Origin of the sequence: Streptomyces sp. CC224B, assembly GCF_030010595.1 — a bacterium.
Classification (GTDB): Bacteria; Actinomycetota; Actinomycetes; order Streptomycetales; family Streptomycetaceae; genus Streptomyces; species Streptomyces longispororuber.
Map to the genome: position 1 here is coordinate 26,939 of NZ_JASCXL010000013.1, position 16,959 is coordinate 43,897.

The window sequence follows — 16,959 nt, forward strand, 5'->3', positions numbered from 1 at the left end:
GACACAAGGGCCGCACGGCCACCGAGCCGCGCGTGCGCCGCGGCGGACGCGCCTGCCGCAGGCGGAAAGGGGCAACGGGTGCAAGGCAAGCGGTCACCGGCGCGCCGGCCGACCATGAAGGACATCGCCCGGCGCGCCGGTGTCTCCGAGAGCGCCGTCTCCTTCGCGCTCAACGACCGGCCCGGGGTCTCCGAGGTGACCCGCGACCGGGTGCGCCGGGTCGCCGAGCAGCTCGGCTGGCGGCCCAGCACGGCGGCGCGCGCCCTGTCCGGCGAGGGCGCGGCGACGGTCGGCCTGGTCGTGGCCCGGCCCGCGGGCACGCTCGGCGTCGACTCGTTCTTCCTCCAGCTCATCTCCGGTGTCCAGGAGGTCCTGGCCGAGCGTCAGCTCGGGCTGCTCTTCCAGGTGGTGGAGGACGTGGACGCGGAGTGCGCGGCGTACCGGCGGTGGTGGGCCGAGCACCGGGTCGACGGCGTCCTGGTCGTGGACCCGCGCACGGACGACCCCCGGCCCGCGCTCCTGGAGGAGCTGGGCCTGCCCGCGGTGGTCACCGGGGGCGTGCCCGACCCCGAACGGCCGCCGCGGCCCGGCCTGTCGACGGTGTGGGCGGACGACGCGGGCGCGATGGCCGCCGTGGTCGGGCATCTGCACGCGCTCGGCCACCGGCGCATCGTCCACATCGCCGGGCTCCCCGGCCTCGCGCACACCGAGCGCCGCATCCGTACGCTGCGCGCGGAGGCCGAGCGCCGGGGCCTGAGCGGGGTGCGGTCGGTCACCACCGACTACTCGGACGCGGAGGGCGCGGCCGCGACCCGCCGGGTGCTGCGCTCCGCGTCCCCGCCGACGGCGCTCGTCTACGACAACGACGTGATGGCCGTGGCCGGGGTGGCCGCCGCGGCCTCCCTCGGCTTCGCCGTCCCCGCCGACGTGTCCGTGGTGGCCTGGGAGGACTCGGCCCTGTGCCGCATGGTGCACCCGTGGCTGACGGCCCTGTCCCGCGACACGGTGTCCTTCGGCCGCACGGCCGCGCGCGAACTCCTCGGCCTCCTCGACGACGGCCCGTCCGCGACGGTCCAGGTGCCGCTGCCCTCGCTCATCGAGCGGGAGAGCACCGGGGCGGTACGCGCGTCCGGGTGAGGCGGACGCGCGCGGTGCCCCGGGCCGAAGGGCGCCCCGGGGCGGGGGCGGGTGCGTCAGGCCCCGGGGTCGCCCGGGGCCGGTGGGTCGTCCGGGGCCGATAGGGCGCACGGGGCCAGTGGGACGCCCGGGGTCGGTGGAGCGTCCGGGGCGCGCCAGTCGCCGAGGAGGCGGAACGGCGCCCACGTGTCCAGGCGGTCGCCGCCCGGGAGGTCACGGGCCGCGAGCACGGCCGTGCGCAGGGCGCGCGCCGGGGCCTCGCCCGCGGCGACCAGGTCCTGGAAGTCCCCCAGGAGGGCCGCGGCGGTGTTCTCCGGGGCGGGCCACAGGCTCGTCACCAGGGACCGTACGCCCGCGTGCAGCAGCGCCCCGCTCAGGCCGAGGAGGTCGTCGCCGCGGCCGGTGCCGCCGGTACCGCCCCCGGTGAGCACGGCCAGCCGTACGCCGTGCCAGTCCTGGCGCAGGACGTCACGGGCCGTCAGGACGACGCCGTCGAGGACGAGCCCGGCGGACAAGGGGTCGGCGGGATCGACGGCGGCACGGCAGGCGGCGTGCACGACCGCCGTGCCGGGCGGGCCGCCCACCACCTGCTGGTGGTCCGCCGGCCCGCCGGGCAGCCGGGTGCGGCCGGGCCGCTCCCCCACGGCCGCGGACTCGCCGTGCGTCCGCGGCGGGGCGCCCTCGGGGTCGCCGGTCACGACGGTGCCGCCGCCGGGGCCGGGCGCGCGCCGGGCGAGCGTCCGCAGCGAGGTCACGGTGGGCAGGTACGCCACCGGGTTGCGGTCGATGAGCGTGCCCGTGCCGTCGGGGCGCAGGGCGTGGAAGGGGATGGCGCGCAGCGCGCCGGCCGGGCAGACGAGGACGGTGTCCCCGGGGCGGGTGAGCGCGGCCAGCGGCGCGACGAGCGGGTCCAGGACGCGGTGGAAGCGACCCGGCACGGCCTCGGCCATCGCCCGGACCCGCCCCGCGCTGCTGAGGTTGGCCTCGACGAAGCGCAGCACTGCCGTGCCGTCGATGTCGAGGGGGGTGACACGCAGGCCGCCGCCGTCGAGGGGCGGGACGCGTGTGCCGTCGGGGCCGAGGGGGGTGATGCGCGTGCCGTCGGGGCCGGGGAGGCCGTCCGCGTCGTGGGTGCCGCCGGGATCGCCTGTCCCGCCTGCCTCACTGGCCCTGCCCGCCTCACTCGTCCCACCCGTGCCCCCGTCGACGGTGAACAGGGCGATCTCGCCGGTGTCGAGCAGCGCGTACGAGGCCAGGACGGTGCGCTGCCCGGCGAGTGCGCGGCGCACCGCGGCCGGGTCGATGGCGGTGGCGCGGCGGACCGCGCCGTACTCCTCGGCGAGCGGACCGTACCCGGCGATCTCCCGCCACACAGTGTCCAGCCGCGCGGTGAGGTCGTGGAGGCGCCGCCGGTCCACCACGGGTGCCGCTGTCAGTGCCGTGCGCTCGCGGAGCAGTTCGGCCTCGTGGCGCAGCAGGGCGGGCGGTACGCCGTCGGGGGCGCGCAGCCGCGCACTGCTCATGGCGTCGAGCAGGGGCCGGGCGCGCAGCCGCTCCGAGGCGGCGAAGGCGGCGGTGACGTGGTGGCGGGCGTCCTCGCCCCGGACCGCACCCTCCGCCCGCCGCAGGTGGAAGCGGGTCAGCAGCGCGTACGCCGTCGCCACGTCGTCGTCGAGGCGCAGGCGCCGCTGGGGGTCGGGCTCGGCGGCGCGCACCAGGGCGGTCAGCTCCGCACCGCGTTCGAGGACGTCCGCAGCCGTGTCCTGCTCGCCGTACTCCCAGGCCGCGTGCGCCATGGGCAGGATCGCGGGCCAGGCGCGCCCGGGGGCGATCGTGGCCGGGAGCCCGCCGTGCGGCGCCCGGGACCGCGGGCCGCCCGCGCCGCCCGGCACGCCCGCCAGGCGCAGGACCCTCTCGTACGCCGGCACGGCGTGGCCGAGGTCGGGTCGGCGGCGCAGTACGGAGGCGGTGGCCAGCCAGTTCCGGGCGAGCCGGTCGGCGTCGCCGCAGGCGTGTCGGCGGGCCTCGGCGAGGTGGCGCAGCGCCGTGCGGGGCAGGCCCAACTCGCCGAGGGCAACGCCTACGTGGTGGTGGGCGGCGGCGAGGGCGACCCGCACCGGTGGGCGCGGCGCCTCGCGCCCGGCGAGCGCCAGGGCCTTGTGGAACCAGCTCAGGGCCCGTTCCCACTCGCCCAACCGCTGCCAGGCGAGGCCGAGTTCGACGAGCGCAAGGGCCCGGCCGGGGTCGGCCGAGAGGGTGTCGGCGGTGAGCTCGTCCAGCCTGTGCTGGTAGTCCTCGGCGGCGGCCGCGTCGTCGCAGCGCCGCGCCAGGCGGCCGAGCGCCGCGTACAGCGCAGCCCAGGAGTCGAGCGGGCCGACGTGGCCGGAACCGGCCCAGGGTTCGCGGCCCGCGCGCTCCCGCTCGTGCTCGTCGGCCTCCGTCCACCGCTCGGCCTGGCGCAGCAGGTCGTAGGCCTCACTGTGGCGGCCCATCGCTTCGAGGACGTCCGCGGCCCGGTGCAGGGCGTCGGCGAGCAGCCGCGCCCGGCCCGCCCCGGCGGGGTCACCCGTGGGCCACTGGGTGTCCAGGTGCTCCGCGAGCTGGACACCGCGCCGGGCGAGCAGCAAGGAGCGCTCGACGTCCTTCGCCCCGGTACCCCGGTGGACCACCATCTCCCGCAGCGCGTCGGCCGCCTCCGCCCAGTGGTGCGCCCCTTGCCGCCGCAGCCAGGCGTCGAAGCGGGCGTCGTCGCCCACGGCGTCGAACAGCGCCCGCAGCGCGGGGCCGCGCTCCCGCAGTGCCGCTTCACGGTCGGCGGGTTGGAGCGCTGGGGGCTGGGGGTTGGCTGCGGGAGCGGGGGTGGGGGCGACCGCGGGGTCGGGGGTGGGGCCGGGGACGAGGCTGGGGGTGGGCGGTTCGGGTGCCGCGCCGCTTTCGGCGGGGGCCGGTGGTGCAGTGGGGGCCGGTCGTGCGGCGGGGGCCGGTCGTGCGGCGGGGGCCGGTCGTGCGGTGGGGGCCGGTCGTGCGGTGGGGGCCGGTGGTGCGGTGGGAGCCTCGGTGCGCGGGGGCAGCGTCGCGAGCGCGTGGCGGGCTCCGCCGTGGCCGGGGTCGAGGGCCAGCGCGCGCTCGTAGCAACGCCGCGCCTCCTCCGTACCGTCGGGGGTCTCCCGGAAGGTGTCGCCGAGGAACCGCCAGGCCAGCGGCGTCTCCTCCACGGCGAGCGACTCCTGGAAGTGGACCCGCGCGAGCCCCGTCTCCCGGCGGACGAAGTGCACGTCACCGAGCATGAACAACGCGAGCGAGCTGTCCGGGTCGGCCTCCAGGGCCTGGCGGTAGCACCCCGCGGCGTCGGCGTACTCACCCCGGTGGAAGTGGCCCTCCCCGCGCGCGATGAGGTCGGCCGCCTCGCGCCCGGCGCGGGTCACGAGGGGCACGCCGAGCAGCTTGGCCGCCTTGGCCGCGCATCGGGGGTCGTCCTCCGCGAGCCGCAGCAATTCCCGGCGGCGGTCTGGGCTTCCCGCGATCAGAGCGGCACGGATGTGTGCGTCGGTGTCGCTTGGGGTGGTTGGTTGACCGGGTTCACAAGCTTTGCCGCGTTCGCCGCATCTGTCGCCTGCACCCCATGCGCCGACTTCACAGAACTCTGCGGCTCGCTCTGCGGATCCGATCGATTCATCGCGGTGAACGGGTTGACTGGGTTCACAAGACTCGCCAGGGCGTTGCGGTTCACTGGATCCAGTGGGTTGACCGCGTTCACCAAGTCCGCCGGTCCGTCGTAGAGTTCCGGGCTCGTCGGGTTGACTGGGTTCACCGGCTTCGCCGCGTTGGCCAAGCCCAACATGTTCGCCGCGTTGACTCGGTTCACCACCCTCACGCCGTACGCCCGCCGCGCCGGGCCGGTGCTCGTCGAGTTCGTCGAACCGGCCGCCGCCCTTCATGCATACGCCGGTCCGCGGGCCTCCCTCGAAGCGCGCGTATCCGGACGGTGGTGCGGCGTACGCGCGGACGTCGTCCGTCGTGGGTGGCAGCACGTGCGCGCGGCGACCGCTGATACGCGCCAGTTCCTCGTCCCACTTCCGGGCTTCGGGGTGCCCCCAGTGGGCGAGGAGCAGCGCGAGCAGTTCGACGAGGGGTGCGTCAGCCGGTACGGGCGGGTCGGTGACGCGGGAGCGGAGCAGCGCCACCCCCTCGGCGGGCCGGCCCGCCACGGCGTACGCGTGGGCGAGGGCCGTGACCGCCTGCTCGTCACCGGGGTCGTCGGCCAGGAGGGCGGTGAGGACGTGGATCTCCCGGGCCGTCGCGCCCTCGGCGCGCAGTCGGCGCGCGAGTGTCCGGCGGAAGCCGGCGGCCCGCGGGTACGCCGCGAGCACCTGGTCGCCCAGGGCCGCCCACGCGGGCAGCGCCTCGTCATCTCGTACGTGCGCCTCCGGCCCGGGGTGGAGGGGATGGTTCCATGCGATCCACAGCTCGACCTCGGCACCGCTCCCCCACCGCTCCAGCCAGCGCGCGAGGGCCTCGCGCCGCCCGCCCCGCCCCTTCGTCGCCGCACGCACCGCCGCGTACGCCGCGCACCGTACGGTGACCCCCGCGCGGAGGCCGGGGAGGGCACGGCCGCACAGGTCTTCGAGCGGGGCGAGCACGTCCCGGGCCGGGGGCGGGACTGCGGCGGGGGACGCGGGGGCGGCCGCCTCTTCGGTGGCAGGCGTGCGGATGGCCGCTTCGTTCATGCGGGGCGTGCGAGGGACTGTTGCCCGCGTGCGGTGTGCCGCCTCGTCCGTGAGGGCGGCCCCCATGGTGGCGAGCGCGTGGGCGACACCGTCGAGGCGGGCGGTGGCCGGGCGCGCGGCGAGTGTGAAGTACCGGTGTGCCCGCTGCCGTTGCCCGGCCGCGTCGGCGGCGATGCCGCGCAGCAGGTGCGTCTGCGCGGACAGCGTCCGCCCGGCGTGCCGCGCGTCGCCGCCGTACGGATCGCCGCCCGCAGCGAGGGCGGCGGCGACGGTTTCGAGTGCGTCCGCGAGGAGTTCGGCCTCCTCGTGTACCGCCCACGGGTCGTGGCAGGTGGCTCCGTACGCGACGATGTCCGCCAGCAGTGCCGCCGCCGCACCGGCCGACCTCGCCACCACGTTGTCGCGCCGACCCGGCGTCGGCCCGGCGACCAAGGCCCGCAACCGCCGTCCGACCGCGGCGCGGTCGATGCCCATGGCCGCGGTGCGGTCGATGCCCATGGCCGCGGCTGCGGGTTCGACGGCGGCCGGGTGCCGGGCCGGTACCGGAGTGGCTGCCGGCACCGAGTCGCCGGCCGCCACCGGGGCGGTTGCCGCTGCTGACCCGACGGCGACCCTCGGGGCGACTGCCGCCGTCGGGTCGACAGCGGCCCTCGGGTCGACTGCGGCTGTGTCGTCGACCGCCGCGAACGGGCCCGCTGCCGCTGCCGGTTGCGCCCTCGCTCCCTCGGAGGCCACCCCGTGGGCGGTGTCACCCGCTGTCGGGTCCGTCACCCGCGGCGGGACCGCCGCAGCCCCCGCAGCCGGGTCATCCGGCGTGGCCGGGGCGGCGGCCCGCACCTCGCCTGCCTCCGGCATCTGCGGCGTCTGCGAAGCCGCCGATTCCTCCCACGCCTCCGGCGCTCCCGGCGCTGCCGCCGCTGTTCCCGCTGTACCCGGCCCTCCCGACGCCTCTGCCCTTCTCGACGTCCCCGACGTCCCGGGCGCCCCCGGCACTCCCGGAGCCCCCGGCGCCCCCGGCGCCCCCGCCCTTCTCGACGTCCCCGGCGACCCGGGCACCCCCGTCACCCCCGTCACTGCCGACCCAAATCGATCGTGCATCGACCCGGCCCACGTGACCAGCATGTGCAGCCCCAGCACCGCGTCCCCCTCGTGCCGTCCCTCAGTTCATCCCCCAGGAACGCCATGGGTGAGGTCGCGGTTCCCGTGCGTAAACGTCAGCGTTCGGCCAGGTGCGCCGTGTTGACGGGCGGCTTCGGCTCACCGGCCCCGGCGGACCGGGGCCCGCGGCGTATCCACAGCGCGGCGCCCGCGAGCAGGACGGCGGCGCCGAGCAGCCAGCGTGCCGGGCCCGCCGGGAGAGCGCCCGCGGCCAGGCCCGTGACCGCGCCGACCAGTTGCAGCGCGAGGGACTGGACGGACAGCGCCGTGGCGCGGCCCTCGCTCGTCACCCGCCGGTGCAGCAGCTCGTTCTCGCTGGGTCCCGCGGCGCCGAGGCCGAGGTACACGAGGACGTAGCCGCCGATGGCGAGCAGCAGCGGTGCCGGGCCCGAGGCCGCCGCCGTGACGGCGAGCAGCAGCAGTCCGCCCCCCGCGGCGGCGAGGCAGACGAGGACGGCGCGTTCCCCGCTCCCGGCGAGCCGGGCCACGGGCGGCGCGAGCTGGCTGCCGAGGGCCGAGCACAGGTATCCGGCGCAGGCGAGCCCGGCGAAGACCACCGCGCCCGACTCCGCCGCGCCGGTCACGTCGGCGGCGCGGCCCGGCGTGAGGAGCTCCAGGGTGACCAGGGCGCTGCCCGCCGCACCCGCCGTGAGCACGACGCGGCGCACCAGGGCGTCGCGCCCGGCCAGGCGCACCCCGGCCACGACCGTGCCCGGCACGTCGCGCAGGACTCCGCGCAGGGTGGCGCGCGGCCGGGGCGGCTCGGGCAGGGCCGTCAGGACGTACACGACGAAGGCGACGGCCAGGGCCACGCCCAGCAGCGCCGGCACGGACAGCGGCAGGACGAGCCCCGAGGTGGCCTCGTCGAGCCGGTCGCCGAAGTCCGGGCCGAGTCCGAGGAGCCAGGGCAGCGTGCCACCGGCGAGCGTACCGACAGCGAGCGCGACGGCCGTGGCGGTGGAACCGCGCGCCAGGCCGGTGCGCAGGTCGGCGTCGGGCCCGGCGGCCGCGTGCACGGTGTCGACGTACCAGGCCTCGGCGGGTCCGCTGGACAGGGCGCGGCCGGCGCCCTTGAGGGCCATGGCGGCGGCGAGCACCCAGGCGGTGGTGCCGAGCGCGTGCAGCAGCAGCGCCACCGCGTCGAGTACGCCCGCGGCGGCGAGCACGGTCCGCCGCCCCAGGACGTCGGAGAGCCCGCCGGTCGGCAGCTCCAGCAGGGCGGCGGTCAGCGAGTGCGCGGCGACGCAGCCCGCGACGGCCGTCAGGGCGAGCCCACGCTCGGTCATGAGCGGCACCATCGGGGCGATGGCGAGGCCCAGGGGCAGCCAGAAGAGCCCGCAGGCGACGACGTAGCGCCGCCGGGCGGCACGGGGGTCGAGGACGCGCCGGGTCACGAGCTCGTCCACGTGACGGTGACGTTCCCGGGCTCCCCGGAACCACCGGGGTCCCCCACGGCGTCCCCTGCCCCGGCCGCCCGGCCCGCGCCCTGCGACTGCTCGGCCGTCGCCTCCGCGGCCGCGACCGCTTCGTCCGTACCGTGCGACTGCCCGGCCGTCGCCTCCGCCCCCGAAGCACCTTCGGCCTCGGCACCGGCGCTGCCCCCGGCATCAGCCCCGGCGTCGGCATCGGCCTCCGCCGGGTGCCCCGCCAGCGGCAGCGTCGCCGCCAGGACCACGACCTGTTCCGCCCGTGGGTCGTCGGCGTCGCGCGCGGTGAGCTCGGCGAGCTTGCCTTCGAAGACCTGCCACAGTTCGGCCAGCGACTCGGGTGTCAGGCGGGGCAGCAGGTCCGTGATCCCCGCGTGCTCGCGCCACGCGCGGTCGAGGCGCCCGGACTCCAGGTCCCGCTCGTGCCGGGCCAGCGCCGCGCTCAGGTGGTCGATCTGGCGCCGGGCCATGTGGCTCATGAAGGCGCGGCCCGCCGGGGAGGCGTCCATGTCGGCGTTGTCCCAGCTGGTGACGGCGTGGACCGACCGCCAGCGCCGCTCACGGCCGTCGCGGTGCTCGGCCTCGGTGACGAACCGGTACTTCGCCAGGACCCGCAGGTGGTAGCTGGTGGAGGCGGACGACTCGCCGGTACGGGCGGCGAGTTCGCTGGCCGTGGCCGGGCCGTCCGCGCGCAGCATGCCGAGCAGCCTGATGCGCAGGGGGTGGGTGAGGGCCTTGAGGGCGGCGGTGTCCTGCTCCGGGTCGAGAACGCGACGGTGCGACACGGCGTCACCGCGCTCCTCTCCCGCCGGGACGCCACCCGCCGGGGCACCGCTCGCCGAGGCCCCGCCCGCAGGGGCCGCTTCCGGGCTCTGTTCGTCAGCCATACGGGGAGGGTAGGCCGCCACACCCGTTCCCCAAAAGAGTTTTTGCAAAAATACTTTGGGAGAAAGGGAAAGGGAGGGAGTGCCGACGGGCGGCACCGAAACGGGGTGCCCTTCAGTTCGGGCACGTAGTAGTAGATGGCGTTGCGGGAGACGACTTACCGATCTTGCTCATCAATCGGTCGATTGCTGAGCGGCGCTGACGAGCCCTGACTCGTAGGCGCTGATCACCAGCTGCGCGCGGTCCCGGGCACGCAGCTTGTTCAGCAGCCGACCGATGTAGGTCTTGACGGTGCCGTTGCTGAGGTGGAGGTACTCGGAGATGTCGGCGTTGGAGAGGCCACGTGCCACGAGCACCAGGACCTCACGCTCGCGCTCCGTGAGGTCCTCGAGCGAGGAGCCCGGCGCATGGTGCGCATGGGGAAGACGGGCGAACTCGGCGATCAGGCGGCGGGTCACCGAAGGGGCGAGGAGGGACTCTCCGGCGGCGACAGTGCGGATGCCTGCCAGCAGCACCTCGGGAGACGTGTCCTTGAGGAGGAATCCCGCTGCCCCCGCACGCAACGCGCCGTACACGTACTCGTCGAGGTCGAAGGTGGTGAGCATGAGAACGCGTGTCCCGGCTGTCTCGGGGGAACCGGCTATGCGCCGTGTCGCTTCGATGCCGTCCATGCCGGGCATCCTGATGTCCATCAGCACCACGTCCGGGCAGAGCCGCTGCGCACCCTCGACAGCTTCGGCTCCGGTGCCGGCCTCGCCCACCGCCGCCAGGCCGGGGGCGGTGTCGATGAGCACCCGGAAGCTGCCTCGGAGCAGGGACTGGTCATCGGCGACGAGTACCCGGATCGGTTCGGTCACGCGGTCTTCTCCTTCCGGCTCGCAGCCGTGCAGTGAGTGGGTTCGGGCGGGAGACGAGCCGACACAGCGAACCCGCCGCCGGGCCGTGGCCCGGCGGCCAACGTCCCGCCATACAGCAACACGCGTTCACGCATCCCCACGAGTCCATGACCACCCCTGAGTTCCACCCGGTCGGTCGCGGCCGGGTTCCCGGCTCCGTCATCCGCCACCTCGATGCGCACTTCTCCTCGCGAGTCGACTGTGATCGTCACCTGGCAGCGCGTTCCGTCGCCGGCGTGCTTGACCACGTTCGTCAGAGCCTCCTGCACGATCCGGTAGACGGCCAGCGCCGTCCCCGCGGGGAGGCCGACGGCCAGCCGGGTGCGGAGTTCGGTACGAACCCCCGCTCGCTCGGCACGCTGGATGAGGGCCGGCAGGTCGTCCAGTCCGGGAGGGGGAGCCGTCTCCGCCGAACCGGGCTCTCGCGTGCGCCGACCAGCAGTGTCGCCGCGTAGCACTCCCAGGGCACGGCGCATCTCGGTGAGCGCCTCCCGGCCGGTCTGCTCGATCGCCTGGATGGCATCGCGCGTCTCCTGGGGGCGTGCCTCGGCCACATGGTTGGCCACCGCCGCTTTGACGACGATCACGCTGAGGCTGTGCGAGACGATGTCGTGCAGTTCTCTGGCGATGCGCAGGCGTTCTTCGGCCAGTGCCTCCTCCGCAAGGCGACGGTCCCTTCGGGCCGCTCGGCATCTCCGTTCGCGCACGACACGCCCTGCGGCCCACGCCGCCCCGATGACCAGCCAGACGAGGACGGCGGTGCCGACGGCTTCCGTCCACGGGCCGGAGGGCGTCAGGACCGCTTCACCGGTGATGACCGCGGCTGCCGAGACAACCAGGGTCAGGGCGAACGCTGCCGAAGCCCGGCGTGTCGGCTCAACGAGCGCCACCGCGTAGACGGCCAAGGCCGCAGAGATGTAAGGGTCACGGGTGATGTCGAGCAGTGTCGCCGTCGCCGAAGCACCCAGAACTACGGCCAGGGCAGGCAGGGGCCACAGGCGCCGAACGGCCAGCGGCACCCCCACACAGACGGCCACCAGCCAGCCCAGCCACCACGGGCCGGAGAACCGAGGCAGACCGTCCGAGGCATCCTGGTCGGCCAGTGCCACGTACCCGGCTGTCACCACGGCCGCCACGCAGGCGTCGATCGCCAGCAGATGCGCGCCGCTCCGCAGGCGCCGCCCCGTTCTGTGCATCGCTCGACAATACCGATGGGCGCTCATCCGACCTGCCCGAAGAGAAACATCGCGGTACCCACGCCGACCAACAGGAGAAGCCTTCCGGCGACCGTCGCCCGCGAGGTCGTCCCGCTGCGCAACGCGGCCACGCCCAAGGGGACGAGCGCGACACACAGTCCCGCAGCGGCCGCGACCGATAGAGGGGTCGTTCCCTTCAGCACCCCCAGCGGCATCGCCGATGCCGAAGCCAGGGCCGCCGCACGCAGCGGTCCTAGCACTTGGGAGCGGTAGGCGCCGATGGCCAGCAGGAGCCAGCCGCCCATGACGGCTGCGTTGAGTGAGCTGAAGATGTGGAACGCGCCGTAGGTTTCGCTCACCGTTCGCGTCGCCGATGCCGCCCCCTGCACGGCCACCAGTTGGAAGGCCAGGTGGTCCACACCGGCGTGAAACGCGCGGGCGAAGAGGCCGAGGACCGTGAGTGCGCCGCCCCACAGAGCGAGCTCCCGGGCCCTCTCGCCGATCGTGGCGGCGAGAAGCACGACTCCCGGCCAGAGCAGCACCCACCCGGCGGACACAAAGCTGTACGAGGCCGTCATGAAGCCCGGATGGTGCCCGTACGCACTCAGTTGCGCGGGGAAGAAGAAGTCGAAGCGCAGGCGCAGCAGTACGCCGGTGAGCAGCAGCAGAGGGCCGAGGACGAGGGAGGCGCCGCCCACCCAGCGTCCCGGAAAGACAGGATGGGGAACGGCGATTGACGCAGTCGTGACGGTCATGGGGCAACGATGCTGCCGCTGCACGTACCGCGTCGTCGGAGCATGGACCACACTTTCGGATCGGACCGTGGTCGTACCGCTTGCCTGTTGTCCGCTTCCGGTCCGATTCCCGGACCGGACACCATGCTGCTCGGCTCACGTGCGCCCGGCCGACCGGTGCTCGTCGACGCCCGCCGGTGCCCGAGGGCCTGGCAAGGCAACCACGGCAAGGTCCCGGTGGCGTTCGCGATCTCGACGGCGATCTGCTGGGCCGTCTCCGGGGTCAGATACCGGCGGCGCACGGAGCGCAGTTCGTCCTCGGTGTGACCGTGGCCACCGGAGGCGACGGCCTTGATCCCGGTGTTCGTGCCGTAGGCGTAGATCACGATGAGCGGCACGACGCCCCACCGGCGCTGTACCTCGCTCTTGATGCTGCGCAGGTTCTTCGGCTCGGGCTGGGCCTCGGCCGGGTCAGCCGGATCGCCCCCGGACTTCCGCTCGGCGATGTCCAGCCAGGCCATTTTCGGCATCCAGCCTGATGCGCAGGAGGTGGGTGAGGGCCTTGAGGGCGGCAGAGTCCCCGGTGGTACTCGATCATCCGGCCGGTCCACCCGTGGGCGTCCAGCTCGGATGCGGGCACCTGTACCTGCCGGGCGACGGACTCGACCGCCCCGCTCGGCAGCTCGAACCGGCCCCGAGGGACCGGCCGTACTGCGTGTAAAACCTCAGCAACACGGCAAAGCCCAGTCTCGTCGCACCGCGCTTGCCGGACACAAGCCCACGCTCGTCCCTCAGCGGCGTCCAGTGCTCGACCCGCTCATCCAGGTCCAGCGGAGTACGGGCCACGATCGTTGATCGTCCTCGCGAGGCTTCACACACCCGCCCCGCGACCGTACGGAGACGGTGCGGGGCGGGTGGTTCGTGCGTCGGGGGCTCGGCCAGGTCAGTCGATGCCCTGCAGGATGTGCGGCTCGGCGAGGTCGTCCTCGTAGCCGGCCAGGCGGATCGGGGCCGCCTTGGCCCAGGCCTCCAGGCCGCGGAGCTGCTGCGGGCGCGCCGCCCGCTCCCCCACGGAATCGGCCTGCCACTTCTCCTGCTGCGTCAGATCTGGTGTCACCGCGCACTCCTTAGTGTCGCGTAGCGGGCAAACGATGCCTTGCTGCCTTCGCTGTCGTCGCGGTCGCGGTGGCGCCGGTTCCGGGCGGGATCGCGGCCGTGGTGGCGAGCCTGTCCCCTGGGCGGCCGTGAGGCGGTGGTGGGTGCCTCCCGGCCGTCCGTTCGCACCAGCCTAACCAAATGAGCGGACGCTCGCTCGATAGGGCCGGAACAAGGGGTGAATTCCGGACATGTCCTCGTGCTCAAGTTCTCGTGCTAAAGATGTCCGTACGTGCGGCTGCTCGCCGACGCGGGCGGACGCCCCGTCATGCCCTGGCGGGACGCGCCTGCCGAGTCACCATCGCCAGGCACGTAATCCCTCAGGAGCGAGTCACCACTTGCCGGGCGCCTAACCCTCCGGGCACGGATTCACCACTTGCCGGCACCTGATCTTCCGACCGCGGATCACCACTTGCCGGGCGCGTAGTCCTTCAGGAAGACGCCGTACACGTCCTCGCCCGCCTCGCCGCGCACGACCGGGTCGTAGACGCGGGCCGCGCCGTCGACCAGGTCGAGCGGGGCGTGGAAGCCCTCCTCGGCCAGGCGCAGCTTGTCGTAGTGCGGGCGCTCGTCGGTGATCCAGCCGGTGTCGACGGAGGTCATGAGGATGCCGTCGGTCTGGAACATCTCCTGCGCGCTGGTCCGCGTCACCATGTTCATGGCGGCCTTGGCCGCGTTGGTGTTGGGGTGCCCGGCGCCCTTGTAGCCGCGGCCGAACACGCCCTCCATGGCCGAGACGTTGACGACGTACGACCGCTTGCTCGGGGCCTTGCGGGCGGCCTCGGCCATCACGGCGCGCAGTTTGCTGATGAGGATGAACGGCGCGGTGTAGTTGCAGAGCTGGGTCTCGAGGAGTTCCACGGGGGAGATCTGCTCGATGGACTGCACCCACGTGTTGGTGTCCACGACGTCCGGGACCAGGCCGCCCGCGTCGATGGCGGTGCCGTCGAGGTGCCGGGCCACGCTGGCGTTCCCGGCGACCAGGGCGAGGTCGGCGACCTTTTGCGCGTCCAGGCCCGCGACCCCGGCGGGCAGCGCGGTCAGGCCGTCGACGGCGCCGGAGTTGAAGGCGCCGATGACGTGGTGCGGAGGCAGCTCACCGGCGGGCAGCGGAGCGCTCTCGCCCTCGACGAGGGCGGCGTAGGCGGACGGCAGGCGGCGCACGGTCTGCGTGGCGTTGTTGATCAGGATGTCCAGGGGGCCCTGCTCGGCGACCTGCTCGGCCAGGGCCACGGCCTGGGCGGGGTCGCGCAGGTCGATGCCCACGACCTCCAGGCGGTGGATCCAGTCCGCCGAGTCCTCCATGGCCTTGAAGCGGCGGATGGCGTCCTTGGGGAACCGTGTGGTGATCGTGGTGTGGGCGCCGTCCCGCAGCAGCCGCAGCGCGATGTACATGCCGATCTTGGCGCGGCCGCCGGTGAGCAGCGCGCGCTTGCCGCGGAGGTCGGCGCGGGCGTCGCGCTTGGCGCGGTTCAGGCGGGCGCAGTCCGGACAGAGCTGGTGGTAGAAGTAGTCGACTTCCACGTACCGCGTCTTGCAGGTGTAGCAGGAGCGCGGGCGCTGGAGTATCCCCGCGATCCTGCCCTCCTCGGTGGCCGAGGAGGGCAGGAGGCCCTCGGTCTCGTCGTCGATGCGCTGCGCGGAGCCGGTGGCCGTGGCCTCGGTGACGGCCTTGTCGTGGGCGGTCTTCGCGGCCCGGCGCTCCTGGCGGCGGCGCTGCTTCACGGTGCGGTAGAGCCCGGCGGTGGCGCGGCGCACGGTGATCGCGTCCGGGTGGTCCACCTCCAGCTTGTCGAGCTCCTCCAGCACGCCGAGGCACACGGCGAGACGCTCGGGGTCGATGCCGGGGCCGTACGTCACGTCACTGGTGACGGCGTCGGCGCCTTCCTGCTGGCTCTCGTCTGTGACCGTCATCGCCGCTGTCGTTCCTCATCGCACTCGTGCCGCGGCTCGCCTCGGATCGGCCGCGGATACTCCAAAAGTGGAACTTTACGTAGCGGAGGCGCCCCGCACCAAACCCGTTCGGTCCGCGCAGGCGGCCACGAGTCCCGCGAGTTCCGCCCGTACGCAGGCCGCGAGCAGGTCCAGGTCGGGGACCGCGGCCGCGTCGGCGACGAGGCCGTAGTGCACGTGCCCGCGGTACGTCGACACCGCGACGGCGAGCGCCTGGCCGCGGGCGAGCGGGGCGAAGGGGTAGACCTCCGCGAGCGGGCAGCCGCCCAGGCGCAGGCCGGGGCTCGGCAGCGGCACGCTGGTGACGACGAGGTCGCACAGCAGCCGGGCGGCGCGGGCGACGGCCGGGCCGCCGACGCGCAGGCCCAGCGGCGGCACGTGGTCGGCGAGCAGCGCCACGGCGCCCGCGCCGCGCGTCGGGCCCGCCTCCTTGCCGCGGTCCATGGCGGCGCGCACCGCGCGCAGGCGCTCCAGCGGGTCGGGGGCGTCGACGGGCAGGCGGATCACGTAGCCGGAGAGGCTGTTGCCCGGCGGCCGGTCGGTGCGCGGGCGGCGGCGGGAGACGGGTATGAGGGCGCGCGGGGCGAAGCCCCCGCCGACCGGGCCCCCGTCAGCGCGGCCGACGCCGCCCTCCTCGGCCGCGCCGCCCTCCTCGGCCGCACCGCCCTCGTCAGCCGTGCCGCCTGCGCCGCCCTCGCCGCCCTCGTCGCCCGCGCCGCCCCCGTCGCCCGCACCGCCCTTGTCGGCCGCACCGCCCTCGTCAGCCGTGCCGCCTGCGCCGCCCTCGCCGCCCCCGTCGCCCGCGTCGCGCGCGTCGAGCCAGCGGCGCAGGGCCCCGGCGACCAGGGCGATCAGGACGTCGTTGACGGTGCCGCCCGCCGTCTTGCGCACGCGGTGCACCTCGTCGAGGTCGAGCAGGACACCCGCGGTGCGGCGGGTGCCGGTGGGGCGGGAGGTGAGGGCCGCCCGCGTCGCCTGAGCCCGGCCCCCCGTCCACGCCCACCGGGCGTCCCAGGCGCCGCGCGCCACCGCCGCGCCGATGCCGAGTGCCCTGGCGGCGTCCGCGGCGACGGCCCGCCCTGCCGAGGCGGCGCGGGCGGGCACCGCGGTCACGAGCCCGGGCAGCGCTCGCGGGTCCAGGGCGGGCCACCACGGCGTCCGCTCCCCGGCGGGCACCGGCCGCGGGGGCCGCGGCTCGGGGTGCGCGGGCGGGTCGAGGACCGCGGCGGCGAGCGTCAGCGCCCGCAGCCCGTCGGCGAGCGCGTGGTGGAACAGGAAGAGCACGGCGAAGGACGCGCCGTCCGCGCCCGGCAGCACGTGCGCCTCCCACGGCGGCCGGTCCCGGTCCAGGGGGCGCCGCATCAGCGCCCCCGCCGCCTCGTGGAAGTCCCGTACGGGCGCGGCGAGCCGTACGTGGTCCCGCGGGTCGAAGCCGGGCGCCGGGCGCCGCGCGGCGCCGCCCAGGGGCAGCAGGACGGGCCGGATGCGCAGCCGCAGGCCCGGCACGGCGGCGGCGCGGGCGGCGAGGAGGTCGGCGGCGTGCGCGGCGGACGAGGGCGAGGTGGCCGTGAAGACGCCCAGGGCCCCGAGGTGCATGGGGTGTTCGGGGGTCTCGATGCTCCAGAAGGCGAGATCGAGTGGTGCGAGCAGGTCTGAGCTCTCAGAGGTCATGGCTTGCTCTCGCGTCGATG

Annotated in this window: 10 protein-coding genes and 1 pseudogene; 1 reads left to right on the top strand and 10 read right to left on the bottom strand. The window is 75.1% G+C overall.

Features of this window, described 5'->3' with window-relative positions; translation table 11 throughout:
- Nucleotides 1-78: 78 nt before the first annotated feature.
- Nucleotides 79-1,137 (top strand): LacI family DNA-binding transcriptional regulator, encoded by a 1,059-nt coding sequence (locus QK440_RS07720; protein ID WP_282792235.1) that lies wholly within the window; start codon nt 79-81, stop codon nt 1,135-1,137.
- A gap of 56 nt (nt 1,138-1,193) precedes the next feature.
- Here the strand turns inward: QK440_RS07720 and QK440_RS07725 are convergent, their stop codons facing one another.
- The 10 genes and pseudogenes from QK440_RS07725 to QK440_RS07770 all read right to left on the bottom strand — a co-directional run bounded on the left by QK440_RS07725 (nt 1,194) and on the right by QK440_RS07770 (nt 16,939).
- Complete coding sequence (locus QK440_RS07725) at nt 1,194-6,425, bottom strand: CHAT domain-containing tetratricopeptide repeat protein (protein ID WP_282792236.1); 5,232 nt, start codon at nt 6,423-6,425, stop codon at nt 1,194-1,196.
- Between the two features lie 653 nt (nt 6,426-7,078).
- Complete coding sequence (locus tag QK440_RS07730; protein ID WP_282792237.1) at nt 7,079-8,428, bottom strand: MFS transporter; 1,350 nt, start codon at nt 8,426-8,428, stop codon at nt 7,079-7,081.
- Between the two features lie 212 nt (nt 8,429-8,640).
- Nucleotides 8,641-9,234 (bottom strand): annotated as a pseudogene (locus tag QK440_RS07735) (helix-turn-helix domain-containing protein); the annotation flags it as partial.
- Nucleotides 9,235-9,507: 273 nt separating this feature from the next.
- Nucleotides 9,508-10,191 carry a response regulator transcription factor gene (locus tag QK440_RS07740; protein WP_282792238.1) on the bottom strand — a complete coding sequence of 228 codons (684 nt, stop codon included), beginning with the start codon at nt 10,189-10,191 and terminating at the stop codon, nt 9,508-9,510.
- Entirely contained in the window at nt 10,188-11,426 is a 1,239-nt protein-coding gene (locus QK440_RS07745; protein WP_282792239.1) for a sensor histidine kinase, read from the bottom strand. The genes QK440_RS07740 and QK440_RS07745 overlap by 4 nt, the downstream gene beginning before the upstream one ends.
- 23 nt (nt 11,427-11,449) lie before the next feature.
- The gene (locus tag QK440_RS07750) at nt 11,450-12,181 is read right to left on the bottom strand and encodes a hypothetical protein (RefSeq protein ID WP_282792240.1); all 732 of its coding nucleotides are present in this window, start codon (nt 12,179-12,181) and stop codon (nt 11,450-11,452) included.
- Nucleotides 12,178-12,681 carry a Tn3 family transposase gene (locus QK440_RS07755; protein ID WP_282792241.1) on the bottom strand — a complete coding sequence of 168 codons (504 nt, stop codon included), beginning with the start codon at nt 12,679-12,681 and terminating at the stop codon, nt 12,178-12,180. Before QK440_RS07755 ends, QK440_RS07750 begins: the two co-directional genes overlap by 4 nt.
- Before the next feature lie 422 nt (nt 12,682-13,103).
- Nucleotides 13,104-13,277, bottom strand: a complete 174-nt coding sequence (locus QK440_RS07760) for a hypothetical protein (protein WP_282792242.1) — start codon at nt 13,275-13,277, stop codon at nt 13,104-13,106.
- A gap of 443 nt (nt 13,278-13,720) precedes the next feature.
- Nucleotides 13,721-15,229, bottom strand: a complete 1,509-nt coding sequence (locus tag QK440_RS07765; protein ID WP_282792243.1) for an SDR family NAD(P)-dependent oxidoreductase — start codon at nt 15,227-15,229, stop codon at nt 13,721-13,723.
- Between the two features lie 75 nt (nt 15,230-15,304).
- The gene (locus QK440_RS07770) at nt 15,305-16,939 is read right to left on the bottom strand and encodes a wax ester/triacylglycerol synthase domain-containing protein (protein WP_282792244.1); all 1,635 of its coding nucleotides are present in this window, start codon (nt 16,937-16,939) and stop codon (nt 15,305-15,307) included.
- Nucleotides 16,940-16,959 lie beyond the last annotated feature (20 nt).